This window comes from Agathobaculum hominis (genome assembly GCF_014288055.1).
In the GTDB taxonomy this organism is placed as follows: domain Bacteria; phylum Bacillota; class Clostridia; order Oscillospirales; family Butyricicoccaceae; genus Agathobaculum; species Agathobaculum hominis.
On the sequence record NZ_JACOPK010000005.1, the window covers coordinates 35,734 to 56,999 of the forward strand.

Genomic DNA, 21,266 nt, shown 5'->3' on the forward strand with positions numbered 1-21,266 from the left:
CGGCAGCTTGTGTTCTTTTGAACCGTTGCCGGTCGGGGCGAGCTGTTCAAAAAGTTGGTATGGTTCAGAAAAAGCGGTTGCAGGGGCACACGGCAGCATATGGTGTGTGAAGTGAGTGTGTGAGAAAGAGACGAGTGTGTGAAGTTCGTCCTGTGCCGTGCGAGTCTGCTCTCGCTCAGTCGACGATGGATGCGCATGAAGAGCGGCGGATGAGCGCCGGGCGGATCATGCGGTGGGTGAACTCATCCCGTTCATCGGACTCGATGATCTGGGTGAGGATATCGACCGCAGCCTCTGCGAGCAGAGACTTTCTCTGGTCGATGGTGGACAGGGTGATCTTGGGCAGGGACGAATAGATGATATTGTCGAAGCCAAGAAGCGAAAGGTCGTCCGGGATGGAAATGCCGAACTCGTCGGCCGCCTGCATGGCGCCGAGGGCGAGTGAGTCGGTTGCGGCGAAAATGGCGGTATGGGGGCAGCCCTCGTTGAACAGCTTGCGGCTCAGCTCATAGCCGGCGCCGATGGAAGAGGAGTCTGCGGTGTTCTCGATGACGGTAGGCGTAAGGCCTTCCTTCCCGAGCACCTCCATAAAGCCGCGCAGTCGCAGCTGATGGGTCAGGCTGCCGGAACGGTGGCCGAGATAGGCGATGCTCCGGTGGCCGAGCGACAGCAGGTATTCCGCCGCAAGGCGGCCGCCTGCCAGATTGTCGACGCAGACCGAGTTGACCTCGTCGCCGCTCAGAGAGGCGGGTGTGCCGAGGAGCACGGTCGGAAGATGCGGCGCGAACTGCTGGATCCAGCGGGGCGCGTCGCTGTGGGAATTGGCGAGAATAATGCCGTCCACCTGGTGGCTGGTGAGAAAGCCGAACAGCTCCTCAGTGGTCTTGGTGTCCTGCTGGCTGTTGCACAGCATGACATTATAGCCCAGCTGGCGGGCGTGCGTTTCGATGCCGAGCGAAACCTCGGCATAAAAAGGATTGGTCACCTCGGGAACGATGAGACCGATTACGTTGGTACGGCTGCGGATGAGACTGCGCGCGAGCGCGTTGACGCGATAGCCCTGTTCGTTGCAGATCTTTACGATCCGCTCGCGCGTTGCCTCGCTCAGCTCCTTGGAGCCGCTGAGGGCGCGGGATACGGTCGAAGTGGAGACGCCGGCAATACGGGCGATATCTTTAATGGTTACGTGGCGCATATGGCTTGCAGCTTCCTTCCTTGATCTTACGGATCGTTCCATACCCGTTGCCTCCGTCTCTTCGGCAGTATCAGGGTACTGCCATAATGATAGCGTATTTGCAGGTGAAAGACAAGGGATTAAGCCGTTCACGCTGGGATTTCAGTGATTTTTGTGAAAAATGATGGTCGAATTCATATGAAATCAGGCATAGAATTCGTCGATATACTTCTGGATGTCGGCCTCGGATGCAGAGAGCGGGCCGGGTGCTTCCATCTTCAGGGAAACCGCTGCGGTAGCGAAGAGCAGAGCCTCCGCGATCGGGCTGCCGGTCATGCGCTTTGCAAGGTAGGCGCCGAAGGTGGTGTCGCCGCGTCCGGTGCGGCCGGAGAGGTTGCGCGCCTTGACCGGGCAGGTGAAGAAGTCCTTGCCGTCATAGACGAGCATTTCGCTGTTGTGGGAGATGAGGATTTCCTTTGCGCCCCACGCATACAGCTGCTTTGCAGCCTCGCGGCGGTCGGTCAGGCCGGTGAGGATCTCAGCCTCTGCGGCGTCGGTCTTGAGAAAATCGAAGTATTTCAGATATTCGAGCTTGTCCGACCAGTCGTGGAAGTTCATCAGGCCGCCCTCGTTATGACGGAGGAAGCCCTGAATATCCGCAGAGACCTTGCCGCGCTTTTTCAGCTCGACGATCAGCTCGTTCGGGAAATCGCCGTACAGCAGACCTGCCAGATGATACAGGCCGCAGTCGACCTCGGGGATCTGATCCGGCGTGATGGGGCCGGACTGGGCGAGGCATTCCGCCTTGCGGCGTTCGCGGTCAGCGGTGAAGTAGGTGTTCTGCATGAGCGTGGTGGTTTCGCTCGGCAGGATGGCGACGTGGTCGCTGTCCAGCTTGAACGCATCGATGATATCGGTGTCGTCCGGGTGGATCTTAACCGAAGCGAAAAGGTTTGCGCCAGCCGCCTTGGCTGCTGCGGAGCAGAAGAAAACGGCGCCGCCGATTTCGTGGACTTCCTTGCCGGTATAGTCAATATTAACGTCCCTTGTTGCGGGTCCAATCAACATAAGATCGTATTTCATAGCAATCACTCTTTTCGAATTACTACGGAAACGTTTGCGTTGATTACAGTATAGCGTATGAAAAACAAAAATACAACTGTGCAATAATCACAAAATACTGGGGGAGGTTTTCATGAAAAATGGAAAAGATGAAGGATTTCTATTGACAACGGGGCGAGATGGTGGTAGGGTATGGACATGGAACGAAAACGTTTGCGTAAAAATTTTCGTAAAAGAGTAAAAGCACAGACCGAAAGAGTATGAAAGAAAAGAGTATAAAAGAAAAAGGGGAGCTGTTATGATTAAAGCGGTTTTCTTCGACATCGGCGGCACGGTACACACACAGGACGCCACGCCGGAAAGTGACCGGGACTACAAGGAGCGCCTCTGGAGGTATCTGGAGGAGCACGGCATCCGCACAGCGGACACCCCCGACGAGCTGCTGGAGCACATTAATAAAGGTGCAAAGGCGTACAAGGCATATACGGAAGAAGAGCTGATCGAGATACCGGCCGACCGGATCTGGCAGGAGTTCTTCCTGGCCGACTTCCACATCCCCGCAGAAAAGCTCGCCGGACTCGGCGAAGACCTTTGCTACATGTTCGACCGCTGGCGCAAGCACATCGTAAAGCGCGAGGGCCTGGAGGAGACATTAAAAGGTCTGAAGGACGCAGGATACCGTCTCGGTGTCATCTCCAACATCATGAGCACCACGTTTGTACCGCGCATCCTTGAGGAGCACGGCGTCAGACAGTATTTCGAAACACTGACAATGAGCAGCGTATGCGGAATCCGAAAGCCGAGAGCTGACATTTTCGACATTGCGCTGAAGGAAATGGGCATCCCGAAGGAGGAGGCCGCGTATGTGGGAGACACGATCTCGCGCGACGTTCGCGGCATCAGCAATGCCGGATGGCCTCTGATGATCCAGATCGATAACCCCCGCATCTATCACAAAGACGAAAAATACCGCGGCATGGGATACAAGGCCGACGTCGAGATCAAGACGCTCGCCGAGATCCTCCCGGCTGTGGAAGAATTTAATCGTAAGCTGAAGGAGGGAACTTGATAGAATGAAACCAAAGGATCAGAACTATTCCAAGTCCAGACGTCTGAAAAACCAGATTAAGGCGGTTGTTACCAACCCCTACAACGTGATCGTGCTGATCGCGATTGTGCTGCTGACTTACCTGATCGTGCTCCCGCTGCTGGACATGATCTCCACCTCGTTCACCCTCGCTCAGAAGGATGCCCGCCTCGCAGGCGGCGCCGCTGGCGACTTTACATTGTACTACTGGCAGCGACTGCTCGGCAGCTCGCTGACCAAGCAGATGCTGCTCCAGCCGCTGCTCAACTCGCTGCTGATCGGCGTTTGCGTATCGTTCTTCGCTATCATGATCGGCTCGGTCCTCGCGTGGCTGATGGTTCGTACCGATCTTCCGTTCAAGCCGTTCTTCTCGCTGGCTGTTATCATCCCGTACATGATCCCCAGCTGGTGTAAGTCTCAGGCATGGCTGACCATGTTCAAGACCGAGCGTATCGGCGGTGCCCCGGGCTTCCTGATGAGCATGGGCATCAACGTTCCCGACTGGCTGGCTTACGGCCCGGTCGCGATCATCGCGGTGCTCTCGCTCCACTATTACGCATATGCGTACCTGCTCGTATCCGCAGCGCTCAACTCGATCAACTCCGAGCTTGAGGAAATGGGCGAGATTCAGGGCGCCGGCAAGGCGACCATCCTGCGCAAGATCACCCTTCCGCTCGTACTTCCGTCCATGCTGTCGGCGATCATCCTGACCTTCTCCAAGGCCATCGGCACCTTCGGCGTTATCAACTACTTAGGCTCCAAGGTAAACTTCGTTACCCTGTCCAGCCAGCTGTACATGAACAGCAAGTCCCAGAACACCCAGACCGCGTTCGCAATGGCGCTCATCATGATCTGCATCGCGTCGATTTCGGTCTTCGTCAACCAGAAGCTCATCGGTTCGCGCAAGTCCTACGCCACCATCGGCGGCAAGGGCGGCCGTTCCACTCCGCTTCGCCTCGGCAAGCACAAGCCGCTCATCACCGCGATCCTGATCGTGTTCTTCATCTTCGGTATCATCATGCCGATCGCGCTGCTCATCCTCGAGTCCTTCATGCTCCGTGAGGGCGACTACTCTCTGTCCAACCTCACGCTGCATTACTGGATCGGCGATCCGATCGCGAACATCATGGAAGGCCAGCCGGGTATCTTCAAGAACGAGAACTTCATCAACTCTCTGATCAACTCGCTCAAGCTGACCTTCGTCAACGGCGTATTCGGCACCATCTTCGGCCAGATCATCGGTTATATCTGCGCGAAGGGCCGCGGCAAGCTGCACGGCAAGGTTGTTGAGCAGCTGGTATTCATCCCGTATCTGATCCCGTCCATCGCATTCGGCGGCATCTTCCTCTCCATGTTCTCCACCCCGCAGCAGATCGGCGGCGTTACCCTGGTTCCGTCCCTGTACGGCACCTTCGCACTGCTGACCATCACCTCTGTTGTCAAGCATCTGCCGTTTGCATCCCGTGCAGGTACTGCAAACATGCTGCAGATCGGCGGCGAGCTCGAGGAGGCAGCTGAAATCGCAGGCGCAGGCTTCTTCAAGCGCTTCGTCCGCATCGTATTCCCGCTTTCCAAGGGCGGCTTTGTCTCCGGCTTCATGCTGATCTTCGTTTCCATCATGAAGGAACTCGACCTGATCATCCTCCTGATGACCCCGAAGACCTCCACTCTGCCGTACCTGGCATTCCAGTACCAGAACAGTAACTCTCCGCAGGCTTCTGACTGCGTAGCGATCGTCATGTTCTCCATCGTATTCCTGGTTTACGCTCTGGCCAACATCTTCGGCGACGCAGACCTCGCCAAGAGCATGGGCGGCTGATACCGCATCGGAACAAGAGAACCCCCCCGGATGAAATGAAAAAGGAGTTTGGGTAATGAGCAAGATTGAATTAAAGCATATTGATAAATACTACGGCAAAAACCACATCCTGAAGGACGTTAACCTCACCATCGAGGACGGCGACTTCATGACGCTGCTCGGTCCTTCCGGCTGCGGCAAAACCACCACGCTGCGCGTTGTATCCGGTCTGGAGAAGCCGCAGAACGGCACCATCCTCATGAACGGCAAGGAGATCGTAAACGCTGCCGAGGCTCACTTCGCTCCCCCGAGCGAGCGCGACCTCAACCTGGTTTTCCAGTCCTACGCTCTGTGGCCGCACATGACCGTGCGCGAGAACATCGCCTTCGGCCTGAACATTCAGAAGCTGCCCAAGGACGAGGTCGACCGCCGCATCGAGGACGCACTTGCCCGCATGCAGATCGGTCAGTATGTCGACCGCTATCCGTCCGAGCTGTCCGGCGGCCAGCAGCAGCGCGTTGCAATCGCTCGTGCGATCGCTTCCGAGCCGCATCTGCTGCTGATGGACGAGCCGCTTTCCAACCTCGACGCAAAGCTCCGCGTAGACATGCGCTCCGAGCTGAAGCGCCTGCATATCGAGACCGGTACGACCATGATCTATGTAACCCATGACCAGGTCGAGGCGCTGACCATGTCCACCAAGATCGCCATCTTCAAGGAAGGCGTCATCGTTCAGGTCGACCATCCGCTCGAGCTGTACAACAACCCGGTCAACCTGTATGTCGCAGACTTCATCGGCAACCCGTCCATCAACTTCGCAGACGGCAAGGCTGAGGTCGGCCCGGACGGCATGACCGTTACCAGCCCGCTCGGCAAGATGGTATTCCCGAAGAAGGACCTCACCGACATGCTGCCGAAGGAAAAGAGCTTCGACGCAGTCCTCGGCATCCGTCCCGAGCAGCTCTCCATCAACACCACCCGTCAGTCTCCCTCGGACATCGAGGCGCACATCTACACCTCCATGCCGGCAGGCTCCGAGACCCTCGTCACCGTCAAGGTCGGCGGCGTATCCCTCGTCATCAAGGCTCTCGGCATCACGCACTACAATCCGGACCAGGTCGTTTATCTGTCCATCGACCTGAACAAGATCAACGTATTCGACAAGAAGTCCACGAACCTCATTAAGTATTCGGTATAAGCGGAAAAGAGACGCTTATCGGATAAAAAGGGGGCGGAAAACTCTGATCCGCCCCCCAAAAGAGTAAAGAAGGAATAAAGAGGAGGAAAACACTATGTTAAAGCACAAGCGCACACTGGCAGGTATTCTGGCTGCAACGATGATGCTTTCGATGGCAGCATGCGGAGGCGGCGGTTCTTCGAGCGGCGGCGGCAGCAATGCAGATGAGGGCCCGCAGGACCCGAACGCAGCGGCAGCAGCAGGCACCCTGGAGCTGACCGACTGGGAGCAGTCCTCCGGCATCTTCAACACCGACGAGACCGACGAAGAGCTGTACGAGAAGGCAAAGGAAGAGGGCAAGGTAACGGTTTACTCGATCTCTTCCCGTATCACCAAGGTAGCCAAGGCCTTCGCTGAGAAGTACCCCGGCGTCGAGGTTGAGCCGTTCGACATCTCCACCAACGAGCTGCTCGAGAAGGTCACCCGTGAGTACGACGCAGGCCAGCACGTTGCCGACGTTGTTCATATCAAGGACCAGGACGGTACGCTCTACAACGAGTATGTCACCGCCCGCAAGTTCTACAACTATAAGCCGGCTGACATCCTGTCCCATATCGACGAGAAGTACACCTCGACCCAGACCCCGCTCTACATCGAGCTGACCCAGCTGTTCTACAATGCTGACGCATATCCGGACGGCTCCCCGGTCACCAACATCTGGCAGCTGACCGAGCCCGAGTGGAAGGGCCGCGTGATGATGCAGAACCCGCTGGACAACCTGGCATGGGGCTCCTGGATCACCGGCTTCTGCGTAGGCGATGTTCCGGATCAGCTGGCAGCTTCCTACAAGGAGCTGTACGGCAAGGATCTTGAGCTGTCCGACGGCTGCGAGAACGCAGGCTATGAGTTCCTCAAGCGCCTGCACGACAACGAGCCGATCTTCACCTCCTCCTCTGACGAAATCGCTGAATCCGTCGGCACCAAGGGTCAGACCAACCCGCCGGTAGGCTTCTGCGCATCCTCCAAGCTCCGCAAGAACGAGGACAACGGCTGGTGCCTGGCTCCGGTAAACCTCGAGCCGACCACCGGTATCCCGGCAATCAACACCCTGTATGTAGTAGGCGAGTGCGAGCATCCGAACGCAGCCAAGCTGTTCATCCGCTTCATGATGGGCGGCGTTGACGGCGACCTGTCCGGCTACAAGTACTTCAACACGCTCGGCGGCTGGCCGGTACGCGACGACATCGAGCCGGCAGAGGGTTCCACCCCGTACTCCGAGCTGCACGTATCCGACTTTAACGTTACCGATATTTACGAAAACATCAACCCTGTCCGTGATTTCTGGACTCTTCTGGGCTGATAAACGCATCTGAAATTTTTCATCGCATGTTTTGATCTCTGACGCGGCGGGGCTTAAAAACCCCGCCGCAACGAGATAAGAGGGGAGAATACCTGTTATGTCGCTGTTTCTGACGAAGGAAGGAAAACGCAAAAGCCCGATGGCAGTGACTGTTTTCTTTGTTGACCTGCTGTTCTGTCTCGTGTTCGGCGGCGCATATGCGCTTCTGACCGAGCCGCTTCACAGCCTGCTTCCGCTTGGCGGCGGAATGCCGGAGACCGTGCTGCACTGCCTGATCATCGCAGTCATCGGCACCGCAGTCTGCTGCGTGCTGTTCCTGCTGCCCGATAAGCGCATCGTGCCGTACAGCTTCGCAGGCCTGCCGGTCATCACGATCATGTGCCTGATCGCATCGACGCAGCTCGAGGCGGATCTCCGCGGCATGATGGTCTATGTCACCCTTCTTTATACGCTGCTGCCGATCCTCATCGGCAATCTCGCAGCATGGACGATCTACTTCAAGCTGCGCAGCAAAGACGGCCTGCGCCGCTGATGGTGCGGGAGGAATTGAATGATTAAACTGGAAAAAGAACAGACGGCCCGTTTTGCGGCCCGTCTGGAGCAGGAAACGCAGGAGAGCGTCATGCGCGATATCGCGCAGTTCTCCGAGGCCGACATCGTCGATACCTGGGCTTCGGAACCGCCCGCGTGTGCAGAGGTGCACGCGATGGTGTTCAACATGGAGCGCGGCGTGCATATCGACGAGGCGATCGAGTTTCTGAAAGATAATCCGTCGCTTCAGCCCTTTGACCTCATTCTCGCCAACGAGCTTGATTTCGGCACTGCACGGTCCGGCGAAAAGAATACCGCAGAGGAAGTCGCGAAGGCACTTGGTCTGAGCTATGTGTTCGGGCTGGAGTTCATCGAGCTCAAAGATGCCGCGCTCGGCTTCCATGGAAACGCCGTGTTCTCGCGCTGGCCCGTCAAGTGGGCGGAGGTGCTCCGCCTGCCCGAGCAGTACAACTGGTACAATGACCGCCAGAAACGCATCGGCGGCCGCTGCGCCATCCTTGCTAAGCTCGATGTGCACGGCAGAGAGGTCGGCGTCGCATCCATCCATCTGGAGAACCGGACGGACGGCGAGGGACGCAGGGTGCAGATGCAGGCGGTGCTGGACGAGGTACAGCGGGTGTTTGCCGGTCTGCCGGTCATTCTGGGCGGCGACCTGAATACCAACACATTCGACGGACGAGACAAAGACTATATCCGTCATCTGGCGGATCATCCGGCAGAGCTTGCCGACAATATTGTAAAAATCGATTCTTTTGAGCCGCTCCTGACGGCCTGCGGCGACGCAGGCTACGCATGGAGGACGGCCTCCGGCGACGGCCGCCTGACGCGCCGCAAGCCGGTCGGCGAGGGGAATTTCCTCGCGATGCGTCTGGACTGGATCATTCCGCGCGGCTTTACCGCAAAGGACAGCCGTGTGATCTCGACCGTAACGGCGGACATCGATTTCGCGAAGGAGGGCGGCGCGCTGGCACGTTTCGCCGAGCCCGAGCTGAGCGACCATAATGTTGTATGGGCATCTCTGCAATTACACAAATAAGGAGGAGCTGCTTTGATTAACACCGTATTATTTGATATGGGAGGCACTCTCGAGGATATCTGGTACAATGACCAGACCATTCAGGACGTAACACGCAAGCTGCTGACCTTCCTGCAGGAGCACGACATGGTCACCGGCAGCAACGAAATCTGCTTCTGGAACAAGATCAACAACGGTATCCGCAGGTATAAACAGTGGAGCGAGGGCAACGCGCTCGAGCTCAAGCCTGAGGAGATCTGGCCGCAGTATTACCTGTCCGAGTTCGATCTGGACAAGGAAAAAGTCGCACGCTACGCCGAGGATATGGCTGGCCTGTGGGAGGTCACCTATTACCATCGCGAGCTGCGCCCGGGCGTCAAGGAGGCGCTCGAGGAACTGAAAAACAAGGGATACCGCCTGGGCGTCATCTCGAACACCGCTTCGCTGTATTCGGTATTCGATGTGCTGGAGGCCTACGGCATCCGCGACTACTTTGAAGACGTCACGCTCTCGAGCGTCACCGGCTACCGCAAGCCGCATCCGGGCATCTTCCAGATCGCGTTGCGCGAGATGAAGGCGAAGGCTGAGGAATGCGCCTATGTCGGAGACACGCTCTCCCGCGATGTCATCGGCGCGAAGCGCATGCACTTCGGCGCCGCCATCCAGATCCGCTCCTTCCTCTCCTCGCAGAAGGACGAGGGCGTGGACAGCGTATGGCAGCCCGATCATGTGGTCGAAAAGATCGCAGACATTGTGCCGTATCTCGAAAAGCTCAACGGAAGAGCTTAAGGCACATATTTTATCACTTTTGATTTGAATTTATCACCTTTTCTCTGTGGAATAAAACCTTAAATCCGAAAAACTCTCTCTCTTCTTTACCAGACCGCACCCGAAAGGGTGCGGTTTTGGTCTGCAAGACTGTCGCGAAACTGACGTTTCGCCGACAATCTGTGTTCTGACTGCGCAGAACACGAGTCGTCCGAAAGTTTCCATGCGGAAACTTTCTCCCTCTTAAAGTGAAAAAACCGAGGCACATGTCCCCGGTTTTTTCGCGTTTTCCATGCAAACGCTTTTTAACGCGCGCTGCCGCGCGGCTGCTGTTTTTCCACGAAAACAGACTTCTTAACAGACTGAAAAAACGCTGCACAGATAACATTCTGTGCAGCGTTCTGCGGTTTCGCGACAGCTTATTTTACCGGCTTTTCTGCATCGCCGGCAGGCATGAGGTTGGTCATGCTGCGCAGGCTGATGGCAACGGTGGAAAGATTGTGCAGCATCGCGGAGGTCGCCGGCATGAGGATGCCCGCAACGCCCAGACCGATGAGCGAGCCGTTGAAGCCGATCACGAAGCGGTAGTTTGCGTGGATGCGGCGCATGAGGTGCTGTGCGATGCGGCGCAGCGCGACCAGCTCGAACAGGCTTTCCGCCGCGATGGTGACGTCCGCAATCTCGCGTGCGATGGCGGCACCGTCGCTGATGGCAATGCCGACGTTCGCCGCCGACAGCGCAGGAGAGTCGTTGATGCCATCGCCGATCATGATGACCGTGCGGCCGGCTCTGCGCTCGGCCTCGACGAAGCTGGCCTTGTCCTCCGGCAGGACCTCCGCGCGGTAATCGTCCACGCCGACCTGCTCGGCGATCGCCTTTGCGGTGCGTTCGCTGTCGCCGGTGAGCATGACCGTGCGCTTGATGCCGAGGGCGCGCAGCGATCTCATGACCGCGCAGGCCTCCTCGCGCAGCGGATCGGAGATGCAGATAACGGCCGCGAGCTCGCCGCCGACGGCGAGGTACAGGTGAGAATATGCCGGGTCGAGGGCGTCAAAGCGCTCCTTTTCGCCCTCGGGGATGGTGCAGGACTCGTCCTCAAAGACGAAATGCGCCGAGCCGATGACGACCTTTTCGCCGTTCACCGTGCTCGAAATGCCGTGCGCGACGATGTACTGCACCTCGGAGTGCATTTCCTCGTGCGCCAGACTGTGGTCCTTCGCGGCGCGGACGACGGCGTTCGCCATAGAGTGCGGGAAGTGCTCCTCGAGGCAGGCAGCAACGCGCAGCATTTCGTTCGCCTCGCGGCCGCCGAACGGGATGACGTCCGCAACGACCGGGCAGGCGTGGGTCAGCGTGCCGGTCTTGTCAAAGACGATGGTGTCCGCCTCGGACAGCGCCTCGAGGAACTTGCCGCCCTTGACGGTGACATGATAGGTGCTTGCCTCGCGCATCGCGGACAGGACTGCGAGCGGCATGGCGAGCTTGAGCGCGCAGGAGAAGTCGACCATGAGCACGGACAGCGCGCGGGTGACGTTGCGCGTGAGCGCGTAGCTCAGCACGCTGCCGGCGAGCGTGTAGGGAACCAGCTTGTCCGCCAGACGGGATGCGCGGCTCTCCGCAGCGCTCTTGAGCTGCTCGGACTGCTCGATCATGGAAACGATCTTGTCGTAGCGGCTTTCACCGGCCTGCTGCGTGACCTCGATCACGCAGTCGCCCTCTTCGATGACCGTGCCGGCAAAGACCTTCGCGCCGGGGCGCTTGATGACCGGAACCGACTCGCCGGTGAGCGAAGCCTGATTGACAGCGACTTCGCCGGAAACGATCTCGCCGTCGAACGGGATCACGCTGCCCGTGCGGACGACGATGCGGTCGCCGGAGGCGATCTGCGACAGCGGGACCGAGACCTCGGTGCCGTCCTTCTGGAGCCATACGCGGCTCACGCCGAGCGACATGGTGCGCGCGAGGTCGTCGACCGACTTCTTGTGCGTCCATTCCTCGAGCAGCTCGCCGAGCTGGAGCAGGAACATGACCGAACCGGCGGTGCCGAAGTCGCGGCGCGCCATGGATACGCCGATGGACAGGGCGTCGAGCACCTCGACGCGCAGCTGACCGCGCAGCAGGCGGCGCAGGCCGCGACACAGGAACGGAGCCGCCATGTAGACCGTGCGGACGATCTGGAGCGGCGTGGGCAGGAACAGCGTGCAGGCAGCCTTGACGGCGACCATGGTCACGAGCTTTTCCTGATATTCGCGGTTGAGTGCGCGGCCGCTGTGCTGCGGCGCGAGCGCGGTAACGGCCGGGGAGCGGTAGTCAAAGCGGCCGATGGCGTGCAGCAGCTCTGCGCGGGAGCCGGTGTAGCACACAGTCGCGCAGCAGGTGCGCTCGTGGACGGCGGCGGACTTGACGCCCGGCTGATCGAGCAGGTAGGCTTCGAGCAGGTCGGCCTGCTCGAGCGACATGCGGTACTGGTGCATCCGGACACGCAGCCTGCCGCGGCTCTCGTGCTGAATGAATGCTTTCATGATGAGTTACCTCCATTTAACCAGGGAAAGATGGAAAAAGAGGGACATTTCGTCCCCCTTTTTGATTGCTTTGGTGCAGATTATGCCTCGGCCGGTGCAGCGTCAGCAGCCATCTCGTCTGCGATCTCCTCTGCGCAGTCCTCGATCTCCGCTGCGGCAGCCTCTGCCTCAGCAGCGCGCTGCTCGTTGATGTCCTTTGCAGCGTGCAGGATGTCGTCTGCGTTCTCGCGGACGGTGTCAACAGTGTTCATAACGCAGTCCTTCATGCGCAGGACAGCTGCGGCTGCGTGGGTGTAAGCGTTCTTTGCGTCCTTGCTGCCGAGCAGCTTGACGCCCGCCGAGCCAAACAGGGAGCCGCCGACAAACAGTGCGATATTCTTGTAAAGAGTTTTCATGATGCAATTCCTCCTGAATGAAATTAAGCAGAGGCAACGGGATAAAGCGCCGCAGCTCTGTATTTTTACATGGTTTTTGTTTGTTTTAAAGATTATCACAAAATAAAAACGATGTCTACTGGAAACGGACGTAAAAATATCCAAAACAGACAAAGGTTGCTTAAAACCTCGATTTTATGCAGGAAAAGCGGTTGTTTCAGGCTAACTTGTTACATATCCTGACGAAGCTCTTTCTGCGAATGCGCCATGCGGCGGAACTGCGAGGGCGTGAGCTGGTAGCGCCGCTTGAAGGCGACGCCGAACTGGCTCGCGCTGTTGTAGCCGACGGCGGAGGCGATTTCGACGATGGAAAGCCCGGATTCGCTCAGCAGCTCGGCGGCGCGGCGCACGCGGTGCTCGAGCAGATACTGATGCAGCGGACGGCCGTAGGCCTGCCGGAAGCAGTCCTTGAGCGCGGTAGGGGAGATGTGGAAGCGTGCGGCGAGCTGGCTGATGGTGAGCGGGTCAGCGAGATGCGCGAGCATATGGTCGCGCACCTGACGCATGAGCTCGATCTGATAGCGTTCGCGGCCGGGCGCCTCGGGCGGCAGAGGCAGCAGCGGACTGTCCGTGCTGAGCAGGTAGAGCAGCTCGGCGGTCTTGAACGCGCAATAGCGGCCGCGTTCCTCGGCCTGAAGCGGCTGGAGCGCGGAAAAAACCGTCTCGGTCCAGGGCGTGCCGCGCAGGACCGCACAGCCGCTCCGTGCGTGCAGGCGCTCCTCAAGCCGTGCGGTGTCGAGCGACAGGCCGCCGAGCAGTGAGCCGAGGATGTACGGCAGACGGTCGCGTTCGGATACCTCGACGATGACAAGCGCACCGGCGAGCCGTCCGTCAGGAACGGAAGCGCGCACGAGCGCCGTGCCGGGGGCGAGCAGGAGCACCTCGCGCTCATGCAGGAAAAGCTGCTTGCCGACCGCGAGCTCCAGCCGCAGCGCGCCGCTGCGGCAGAACAGGATCTGATATCGGTTTTCTTTCGCCGCGGGCAGCGACGAGGGGAGACTAAGCGCGCAGTCAAAGTCCCATGCACGCACGCCGTCGCGCACGGGGATGCGGCGCAGCCGGCCGGACAGAGAACCTCCGGCGGCGGAGTCCAGCAGTGTTTCCAGCAAGAGTAGGACCTCCAGACAGGGGCATATACACAGAATTCACAAAACAGGTTGTATTTCGCTAACTAGGTTAGTTAAAACTAACCAATACCCGGAAAAACAGGCCGTACAGGCGGAGAGTTTGCACGGCCTAACTGAAATTATTTTAGCCTTTTTACCGTTCATTGTCAAGAGAAAAGACGAAAAACACCGAAAAAGACGAAACGCAGGCAAACCCGCGGCCGGGCATGATCTTAGCGGCGAAGGAAGGAAAACAGACCCTTTTTCTCGTGCGGAACGCACTGGAACGAGGTTACGGTGTAGCCGGTCGCGTTGATGGCGCTGCGCACTGCCTGTTCGTCGAGCGCCTGCTCGGAGAGGATGATGGTCTGACCCCTGCCATGGGAGGAGGTGACCTTCTTCACCGGAAAAGCCTTGCGGACCGCGTCGTTGACATGCGCCTCGCACATGCCGCACATCATGCCGTCTACGCCGACAGTCGTCTGATACATATATGATACACTCCTTTGGTTAGCTCTATCTAACCAATAATATACCATCATTCCGCTCGGATTGCAAGAGCAGTTGACAGCATATGCGGCGAAGGACTACAATAGAGACAGGATATGCACTGCTCTGCCATCCGGCAGGCAGAAAACCCGTCTGTGAACCGGATTTTGTGAAAAAGAGGAAGCTATGAGAAAATCTTATGAAATGGATATGACGCGCGGTCCGCTGCTGCGCAGCATACTGATCTTCACGCTGCCGCTGCTGCTGTCGGGCGTACTCCAGCTGCTGTTCAATGCGACGGATATTGTCGTTGTCGGCCAGTTCGCCGGCGCGAATGCGATGGCGTCGGTCGGCTCGACGACCTCGCTGTTCAATCTGCTCATCAATGCCTTTATCGGCATTTCGGTGGGCGCGAACGTGCTCGTGGCGCGGTATTGCGGCGAGAAAAACTACGACGGCGTGCAGCAGACCGTGCAGACCTCGCTGCTCACCGGTCTGGTCGGCGGCGTTATCCTGGTCGTGCTCGGCATCGTGCTCGCGCGGCCCATGCTGACGCTGATGAAAACCCCGGACGAGGTCATCGAGGGCGCGGTGTTGTACATGCGCGTGTACTTTATCGGCATGCCTGCGACCATGATCTACAACTTCGGCGCGGCGGTGCTGCGTGCGGTGGGCGACACGCGGCGGCCGCTGTATTTTCTGATGGCTGCAGGCGTGATGAATGTGCTGGGCGACCTGCTGTTCGTGTGCGTGCTCGGCATGGGCGTGGCAGGCGTGGCGCTCGCGACCGTGCTCAGCCAGTGCGTCTCCGCGGCGCTGACCGTGCTGTGTCTGACCGGCTCGGACGGCATGTGCCATCTGGATATACGCCGTCTGCGGTTCTACCCGGAACGCTTTGCGCAGATCATGAAGATCGGCCTGCCCGCCGGTATGCAGAGCGTCATCTTCAACATCTCGAACGTGCTCATTCAGTCGTCCATCAACAGCTTCGGCGCGGTCGCGGTCGCAGGCAACACGGCGGCGGCGAACGTGGAGGGCTTCGTGTATATCTCGATGAACTCGCTCTACCAGACCACGCTCAGCTTCACGAGCCAGAACCTCGGCGCGAAGCAGTACCGCCGCGTAGACGGCATCCTCGTGCGCTGCATGATCCTCGTCATCCTCATCGGCGTTGTGCTCGGACAGGGCGCATACCGTCTGGGCGATCCGCTGCTGCACATCTACTCGCAGGACCCGGAGGTCATCGCCTACGGCATTCAGCGCTTCAGCGTGGTCAGCGTGACGTATTTCCTGTGCGGTATGATGGATGTCGGCTCGGGCGTGGTGCGCGGCCTCGGCTATTCGATCATGCCGATGCTCGTGTCCATGGTCGGCGCGTGCGTGTTCCGCGTCATCTGGATCTTCACCGTGTTCCGTATGTATCACACGCTGTTCACGCTGTACGTTTCCTACCCGATCTCGTGGGTCCTGACCGTTATCGCACATATGATATGCTATCTTATCGTCCGGCGCCGGATGTTCCCGGAGAAGGCGGCATAAAGGGACCTTCGCGCCGCCGCAGCATACAGAAAAAGAGTGCAGAAACACTGAAAATGTGTCTCTGCACTCTTTTTTATCTTACGAGATGCTGATTGACCAACTTTGCGTAGAACATATTGCCGTAGGCATAGCGCCAGCCGTCGTTGCGCTTGACGGCGATTGGGTTGTCATAGGGGACGGTCGCACCGCCCGACTGCTGCTGTGCGAACTTTTCGGACAGCTCGAGCGTATATTTCCCGCCGTGTTCGGCGACATAATCAATAAAGCCGCTGCCGTAGTTATAGGCCTGGATGACGGTGTCGAGGTCGCAGCTCTCGCTCTCCGCGCGGTGCAGCAGATGCGCAAAATAGCTGCATCCCTGCCGGATGGAGGCCTCCTGCTGGAGCGAATCCGAGGGCAGCTCGAGCGAGCCGGAGGACTGCATGAGGTCGTCGAGCTCGCCGCCCGACTCGACCTGCATGATGGCGAGCAGGACATCGGTATATTCCGAAATATCGTTCTGCTCGGCGTAGTCCGCCACCACGTCGCGGTAGGCCACGACGGCGTCCGAGATCAGGCCGTGGGTGATGTTGGTCTCGAGCGGGCGGTCGTCGGACGCAGCGTCCGTCCCGGACGTACTGCCCGAGGTGGACGGCTGATGCACGAGCGCCGCGATGAGCGCGAGGAGAACGGCCGCGATGAGCAGCACGAGCAGCTGACGGCGGCGTGCTCTGCTCTGGCGGCGCTTGCGCTTGCGCGCAGTCGAGCCGGGCCGCGGCTTGATATGCGCGGGTGCGGCCGTGCGGCGCGGGGACGCGCGATGTGCGTGATTTCTATGCTGTTTTTTTGAACTTCTTACGCTTTTTGACATAAAACTGCATTCCTTGATGGTGTCTGCCTTTGCATAACATCCATTCTAACACAAGGGGGCCGTCTGTTTCAAGTCGCGTCCGGCTTTTTTGGTGAAATTGCAGAGACCAGCCAGCCGTTTTCGGCGGCCTCTGCGATGAGCAGGCGGTTGCCCTCATTCATCGGGCCGAAGGTACGGAGCGGCGCGTAAACACAGCGGCAGACGTGCATGAGCGCCCGCGCACGGCTCTGCGCCGCATCCCCGATGGGCTGATAGGGCTGTTCGGAGACGATCTCACACGCGAGTGCGCGCGCGACCGGGAAATCCATGTCGTTCTCGTGCAGCACGCCTGCGGCGAAGGGGATGCCGTGTCGCTGAAGGGCGCGGTAGAGCGCAATGCCGCTGCCGCCGCCGCCGATCACAAGAGCCTGCGGCGCGCCGCGCACCGGCTCAAGCTCCAGACTGCCGAAGCGCTCGTCATAGCTGCCGGCGGTCAGGCCGTACAGCCGCTGCACGCTGCCGTCGGTAAAGACCTCCTCGGGCGTGCCGACCCGGGCGATTTCGCCGTTCGCCACGCAGATGACGCGGTCGGAGATCTTCTGCGCGAGGTCGAGCTCGTGCAGCGACAGCACGACGGCGACACTGCGCTCGCGCACCAGATTTTTCAGAATGGTCAGCAGCTCGAGCTTGTAGCGGATGTCGAGAAAGGAGGTCGGCTCGTCGAGGATGAGCACGCGCGGCTGCTGGCAGATGGCGCGCGCGAGCAGCACGCGCTGCCGCTGCCCGTCGCTGATGCAGGTGAAATCGCGGTCCGCAAGCTCCTCTGCATGGACGAGCGCGAGCGCCTCGCACACCTTTTCGCGGTCCTCCGCACCGAGAATGCCGAGCCGCCCGGTATAGGGATAGCGGCCTGCCGCCGCCACATCCCAGCAGGTCATGCGCTCGGGCGCGATGCGGCCGGTCATCATGACGGCGAGCGTGCGCGCGGTCTCTGCGGCGGACAGACGGCTGCTGTCGCGGCCGTCCAGATAGACCGTGCCGCCGAGCAGGGCAAGCTCGCGGATCAGGCTTTTGAGGATAGTGGACTTGCCCGAGCCGTTCGGCCCGACAAGGGTCAAAATTTCGCCGCCGGATACGCTCAGCGCGATGTCGCGGATGAGCGGTACGCCGCCGTAGCCGACGGTCATGTTCTCCGCGCGGAGAAGCTGGTCTGCCATTGCGTTTTCCCCCTTTACAGCGTGCGCGTGCGGCGGCGCACCATGATGAAGATCACGATGGGCGCGCCGAGGATGGCCGTGACCGAGCTGATGCTGAGCTCAGTGGGGGCAAAGACCGTGCGCGCGGCCAGATCGCAGAACAGACAGAATACCGCGCCGCCGGCAAAGCACGCCGGTACCTGCACGAGCGGCTTTGCCGTGCCGAACAGCCCCTTCATCAGCTGCGGGACCGCAATGCCGACGAATGAAATCGGCCCGGCGAACGCAGCCACGCAGGCGGAGAGCACGCTCGAGAGCAGGATGAGCGCGGCGCGGAAGGCGCGGATATTGACGCCCATGCTGCGCGCGCAGCCCTCGCCGAGCTGATAGGCGCTCATCGGCTTGGACAGCAGCACGGCGAGCGCGAGCGAGATCAGCACGACCGGCGCTATGACGCAGATATTGTCCCACGAAATGCCGGAAAAGCTGCCCTGCGACCAGTTGTGCAGGTTGACGATGTTGCTGTCCTCGGCGAAGGTCACGACGAAATCCGTGACCGCCGAGCAGATGTAGCCGACCATCACACCGGCGATGATGAGCAGGGACATCTGGCGCACGCGCTGCGCGAGCGCGAGGACGAAACCCATCGACAGCATCGCGCCGCAGAAGGCGGCGAGGATCATGCCGGTCGAGCCGATCACGCGGCCGCGCGAGAGCAGACCGATCATCGCGAGCGAAACGGTCAGCTTCGCGCCCGAGGAGATGCCGAGCACGAACGGGCCTGCGATGGGGTTGGCGAAAAAGGTCTGGAGCAGAAAGCCCGAAATCGACAGCGCACCGCCGAGCAGCATGGCGGCGATCAGCCGCGGCAGGCGCATCTCCCATACGATGGCGGCGTTTTCGCCCGTGCGCGTGAGCAGGATGTCCATGACCTCGGCCGGGGACAGATGCAGACTGCCCGTGTTGAGGTTCCAGAGAATGAGCGCCGCGAGCAGCGCCGCGAGCAGGGCAAAGCCGAAGGTATAGCGCGCGCGGTGGTCAGGCTGCATGGTTTTCCCCTCCTTTTCAGGTCAGCTGATGCAGATAGTGCAGATCGTCGGTGTTTTCGCCGGTGAAAACGGCGTGGAAGTCCTGTATCATGCCGCCGAGTCCCATCGCGGACTGGAACAGGCTCTGCTCGGTGCACCAGACATTTCCGTTTTTCACGGCCTTGAAATCCGCGAGCAGCGGACTTTTGGCGAGCAGCTCGTCGAGCGTTTGCAGTTCGCCGTCGATGGTCGAGTTGTAGATGAGCACATCCGCGTCCTTCGCGCCGGCGTAAAAGCTCTCCATCTGCATGTTCATGGTCGAGCGGGCGTCGTCGTCGGTGAGGTCGTCAAAGATATACTTTCCTCCGGCGAGCTCGAGCATTTTTGCGACATAATCGGTGGATTTGCGCACATTTGCTGCGCCATTCGCCGTGATATAGAAGAATGCGGCGGTCTTGCCGGTGGACGGCTGGTCAAGGATGGGAGCGAGGGCGTCGAGCTGCTCGTCATAGAGCGCCTCCGCCTGCTCCTCCTTTCCTGTGAGCACACCGTACAGCTTGATCCACTCCATTCGGCCGAGGGGATTGCTTTCGTAGCTCGAGCGCTCGACGAGCACGGGGATGCCGAGCCGTTCGAGCTGCTCCTTGACCTTGGGCGTGTGGTAGATCATCGTGGACTCGAGCGCGAGGTCGCAGTCCGCGTCGCAGATGGCTTCATAGTCCGGGGCGCTGTATTTGCCGGCGTATTCGATATCGCCGTCTGTCATGGCCTCGCGCGCCGCATCGAGATACCAGCCGTCGGCACGGGTGCCGGAGAGCGAGATGGTGTCGAGCGCGTCGAGCGAGACGAAGAAATCCATTGCGCTCGTGGCGACGAGATAGATGCTGTCGAGCGGCTGCTGGAGCACGGTAATGTCCGCGCCGGTCTGCGGCGCCTGCTGTCCCTCGGGCACAACGAGATAGCGGTCCTCACCGCCGATCGTGATGAGCGACAGACCGCCCTCGAAGGTATCGACCGTGAACTGCTCGGCGTAGGAGAGCTCCATCGGGCCGGCGGAGATCAGGCCGGAGAGCGGGTCATCGTTTTCTCCGGAGACGGCCGCGCCGCCGCCGCAGCCGGTCAGCAGGCCGGTCAGGCACGCGGCGGCAGCGAGATATGCTGCGGCTCTTCTCATTTGCTCAGCGGCGCGACAGAGGCCGAGTCAAAGGTCAGCGTGTAGTCGATCTCGTGCGCCTCGCTCATCGCGGTGGTGTCGGCCTTGACCGCCATCGCCCAGTCAAAGCAGGAGACCGGGATCTCGAAGGTGGAGTGCTCGTCCTCGATGACGGTGTCGTATTTCGTGTCGCCGACCTTCATGTAATCGTAGTTTTTGCTGCTCCAGACGATCTTCGCCGTTACCTTGCCGTCCTTGACGGTCAGCTCGGCCGGAGACTGGACGGAGGCGCGGCCGGAGCCGCCTGCAAGCGCGACGTCGGCAGTGTAGGCGCCGTCCGCGAGAGACAGGCTGTCGGGCGTCGTGACAACGCCGTCGGCAAAGGCATCCATCGGCAGGGAGTCCGCGCGGAACAGGATGGTGCGGTCGTACCACTTTTCCTTCTTCTTGCTGAATGCAGCGCAGTCGATGCCCTCATCGAGCGCGTCGACCGGGACGGTGAAGCTGTGGGTGCCGTCGGCCTCCTCGGTGAACGGGATGTAATCCGCCTCGTCAGCCGCGGCAGCCTGCTCGCCGGTGCCCATGTAGACATAGAGGTAGCCCTTGCCGCCCATGTGCATGGTCGCGGTCATTTTGCCGCCCTCGACAGTCAGCTCGCACGCAGTGATGTCGAACATTTTGGAACTGGACTTGACGGCAACGCTGTAGGTGCCGTCCTTGACCTTGTCGCCGGAAATGGGGGTCATGCCCGCCTCGACGACCTCCTCGACCTCGGTCATGTCGGACGCAGAAGCAACGTTCGAGGTGCCGGTCTCACCGGTCTGCGCGGCGGTGTCGGTCTGCTGCTGAGAGGCGGAGCTGCCGCAGCCGGAGGTGAGCATGAGCGCCGCCAGAAGAGCGGCCAGAAGTGTTTTTTTGCTGTTCATGGATTGTTTTCTCCTTATGTTTGACTGATAAAAGAAGGTCCGGCCCGCTTT

19 protein-coding genes are annotated in these 21,266 nt (G+C 59.7%); 8 read left to right on the forward strand and 11 right to left on the reverse strand.

From position 1 onward, the window contains the following. Nucleotides 1-175 precede the first annotated feature (175 nt). Complete coding sequence (locus tag H8S02_RS06435; protein ID WP_118722659.1) at nucleotides 176-1,237, reverse strand: LacI family DNA-binding transcriptional regulator; 1,062 nt, start codon at nucleotides 1,235-1,237, stop codon at nucleotides 176-178. Between the two features lie 141 nt (nucleotides 1,238-1,378). Further along, entirely contained in the window at nucleotides 1,379-2,242 is an 864-nt protein-coding gene (locus tag H8S02_RS06440) for a PfkB family carbohydrate kinase (RefSeq protein ID WP_243166438.1), read from the reverse strand. A gap of 292 nt (nucleotides 2,243-2,534) precedes the next feature. Between H8S02_RS06440 and H8S02_RS06445 the strand changes: the two genes are divergently transcribed. The 7 genes from H8S02_RS06445 (at nucleotide 2,535) to H8S02_RS06475 (ending at nucleotide 10,014) form a co-directional block, all read left to right on the forward strand. Beyond that, the gene (locus tag H8S02_RS06445; protein WP_158576971.1) at nucleotides 2,535-3,305 is read left to right on the forward strand and encodes an HAD family hydrolase; all 771 of its coding nucleotides are present in this window, start codon (nucleotides 2,535-2,537) and stop codon (nucleotides 3,303-3,305) included. Between the two features lie 4 nt (nucleotides 3,306-3,309). Then, nucleotides 3,310-5,142, forward strand: a complete 1,833-nt coding sequence (locus H8S02_RS06450) for an ABC transporter permease (protein ID WP_186969821.1) — start codon at nucleotides 3,310-3,312, stop codon at nucleotides 5,140-5,142. 55 nt (nucleotides 5,143-5,197) lie between these two features. Then, entirely contained in the window at nucleotides 5,198-6,319 is a 1,122-nt protein-coding gene (locus tag H8S02_RS06455; protein WP_186969822.1) for an ABC transporter ATP-binding protein, read from the forward strand. Nucleotides 6,320-6,413: 94 nt separating this feature from the next. Further along, nucleotides 6,414-7,658: an ABC transporter substrate-binding protein gene (locus tag H8S02_RS06460; RefSeq protein WP_186969823.1), complete on the forward strand. Its 1,245-nt coding sequence runs from the start codon at nucleotides 6,414-6,416 to the stop codon at nucleotides 7,656-7,658. A gap of 97 nt (nucleotides 7,659-7,755) precedes the next feature. Continuing rightward, nucleotides 7,756-8,190 (forward strand): hypothetical protein, encoded by a 435-nt coding sequence (locus tag H8S02_RS06465; protein ID WP_186969824.1) that lies wholly within the window; start codon nucleotides 7,756-7,758, stop codon nucleotides 8,188-8,190. 18 nt (nucleotides 8,191-8,208) lie between these two features. After that, nucleotides 8,209-9,246 (forward strand): endonuclease/exonuclease/phosphatase family protein, encoded by a 1,038-nt coding sequence (locus H8S02_RS06470; protein WP_186969825.1) that lies wholly within the window; start codon nucleotides 8,209-8,211, stop codon nucleotides 9,244-9,246. A gap of 12 nt (nucleotides 9,247-9,258) precedes the next feature. Beyond that, nucleotides 9,259-10,014 carry an HAD family hydrolase gene (locus H8S02_RS06475; RefSeq protein WP_147357957.1) on the forward strand — a complete coding sequence of 252 codons (756 nt, stop codon included), beginning with the start codon at nucleotides 9,259-9,261 and terminating at the stop codon, nucleotides 10,012-10,014. A gap of 398 nt (nucleotides 10,015-10,412) precedes the next feature. On the opposite strand, the gene H8S02_RS06480 is transcribed toward H8S02_RS06475, so the two are convergent. The 4 genes from H8S02_RS06480 to H8S02_RS06495 form a co-directional block, all read right to left on the reverse strand. Continuing rightward, nucleotides 10,413-12,515, reverse strand: coding sequence for a heavy metal translocating P-type ATPase (locus H8S02_RS06480; protein ID WP_186969826.1), 2,103 nt, complete (start codon nucleotides 12,513-12,515; stop codon nucleotides 10,413-10,415). Nucleotides 12,516-12,595: 80 nt separating this feature from the next. Then, nucleotides 12,596-12,910 carry a DUF6110 family protein gene (locus H8S02_RS06485; protein WP_118685730.1) on the reverse strand — a complete coding sequence of 105 codons (315 nt, stop codon included), beginning with the start codon at nucleotides 12,908-12,910 and terminating at the stop codon, nucleotides 12,596-12,598. A 209-nt stretch (nucleotides 12,911-13,119) separates the two neighbouring features. Further along, entirely contained in the window at nucleotides 13,120-14,058 is a 939-nt protein-coding gene (locus H8S02_RS06490) for an AraC family transcriptional regulator (protein WP_186969827.1), read from the reverse strand. Between the two features lie 230 nt (nucleotides 14,059-14,288). Further along, complete coding sequence (locus H8S02_RS06495) at nucleotides 14,289-14,546, reverse strand: heavy-metal-associated domain-containing protein (protein WP_186969828.1); 258 nt, start codon at nucleotides 14,544-14,546, stop codon at nucleotides 14,289-14,291. Nucleotides 14,547-14,730: 184 nt separating this feature from the next. Here H8S02_RS06495 and H8S02_RS06500 point away from each other — a divergent pair, with 184 nt between their 5' ends. Next, complete coding sequence (locus tag H8S02_RS06500) at nucleotides 14,731-16,083, forward strand: MATE family efflux transporter (RefSeq protein WP_186969829.1); 1,353 nt, start codon at nucleotides 14,731-14,733, stop codon at nucleotides 16,081-16,083. A gap of 73 nt (nucleotides 16,084-16,156) precedes the next feature. On the opposite strand, the gene H8S02_RS06505 is transcribed toward H8S02_RS06500, so the two are convergent. From H8S02_RS06505 to H8S02_RS06525, 5 genes are all read right to left on the reverse strand, one after another. Further along, the gene (locus H8S02_RS06505) at nucleotides 16,157-16,933 is read right to left on the reverse strand and encodes a lysozyme family protein (RefSeq protein WP_186969830.1); all 777 of its coding nucleotides are present in this window, start codon (nucleotides 16,931-16,933) and stop codon (nucleotides 16,157-16,159) included. Between the two features lie 68 nt (nucleotides 16,934-17,001). Next, on the reverse strand, nucleotides 17,002-18,129 hold the full coding sequence (locus H8S02_RS06510; protein WP_186969831.1) for an ABC transporter ATP-binding protein: 1,128 nt from the start codon (nucleotides 18,127-18,129) through the stop codon (nucleotides 17,002-17,004). A gap of 14 nt (nucleotides 18,130-18,143) precedes the next feature. Beyond that, complete coding sequence (locus tag H8S02_RS06515; protein ID WP_186969832.1) at nucleotides 18,144-19,157, reverse strand: FecCD family ABC transporter permease; 1,014 nt, start codon at nucleotides 19,155-19,157, stop codon at nucleotides 18,144-18,146. Between the two features lie 16 nt (nucleotides 19,158-19,173). Continuing rightward, nucleotides 19,174-20,310 (reverse strand): ABC transporter substrate-binding protein, encoded by a 1,137-nt coding sequence (locus H8S02_RS06520; protein WP_186969833.1) that lies wholly within the window; start codon nucleotides 20,308-20,310, stop codon nucleotides 19,174-19,176. Continuing rightward, nucleotides 20,307-21,215: a hypothetical protein gene (locus tag H8S02_RS06525; protein WP_186969834.1), complete on the reverse strand. Its 909-nt coding sequence runs from the start codon at nucleotides 21,213-21,215 to the stop codon at nucleotides 20,307-20,309. Before H8S02_RS06525 ends, H8S02_RS06520 begins: the two co-directional genes overlap by 4 nt. Nucleotides 21,216-21,266 lie beyond the last annotated feature (51 nt).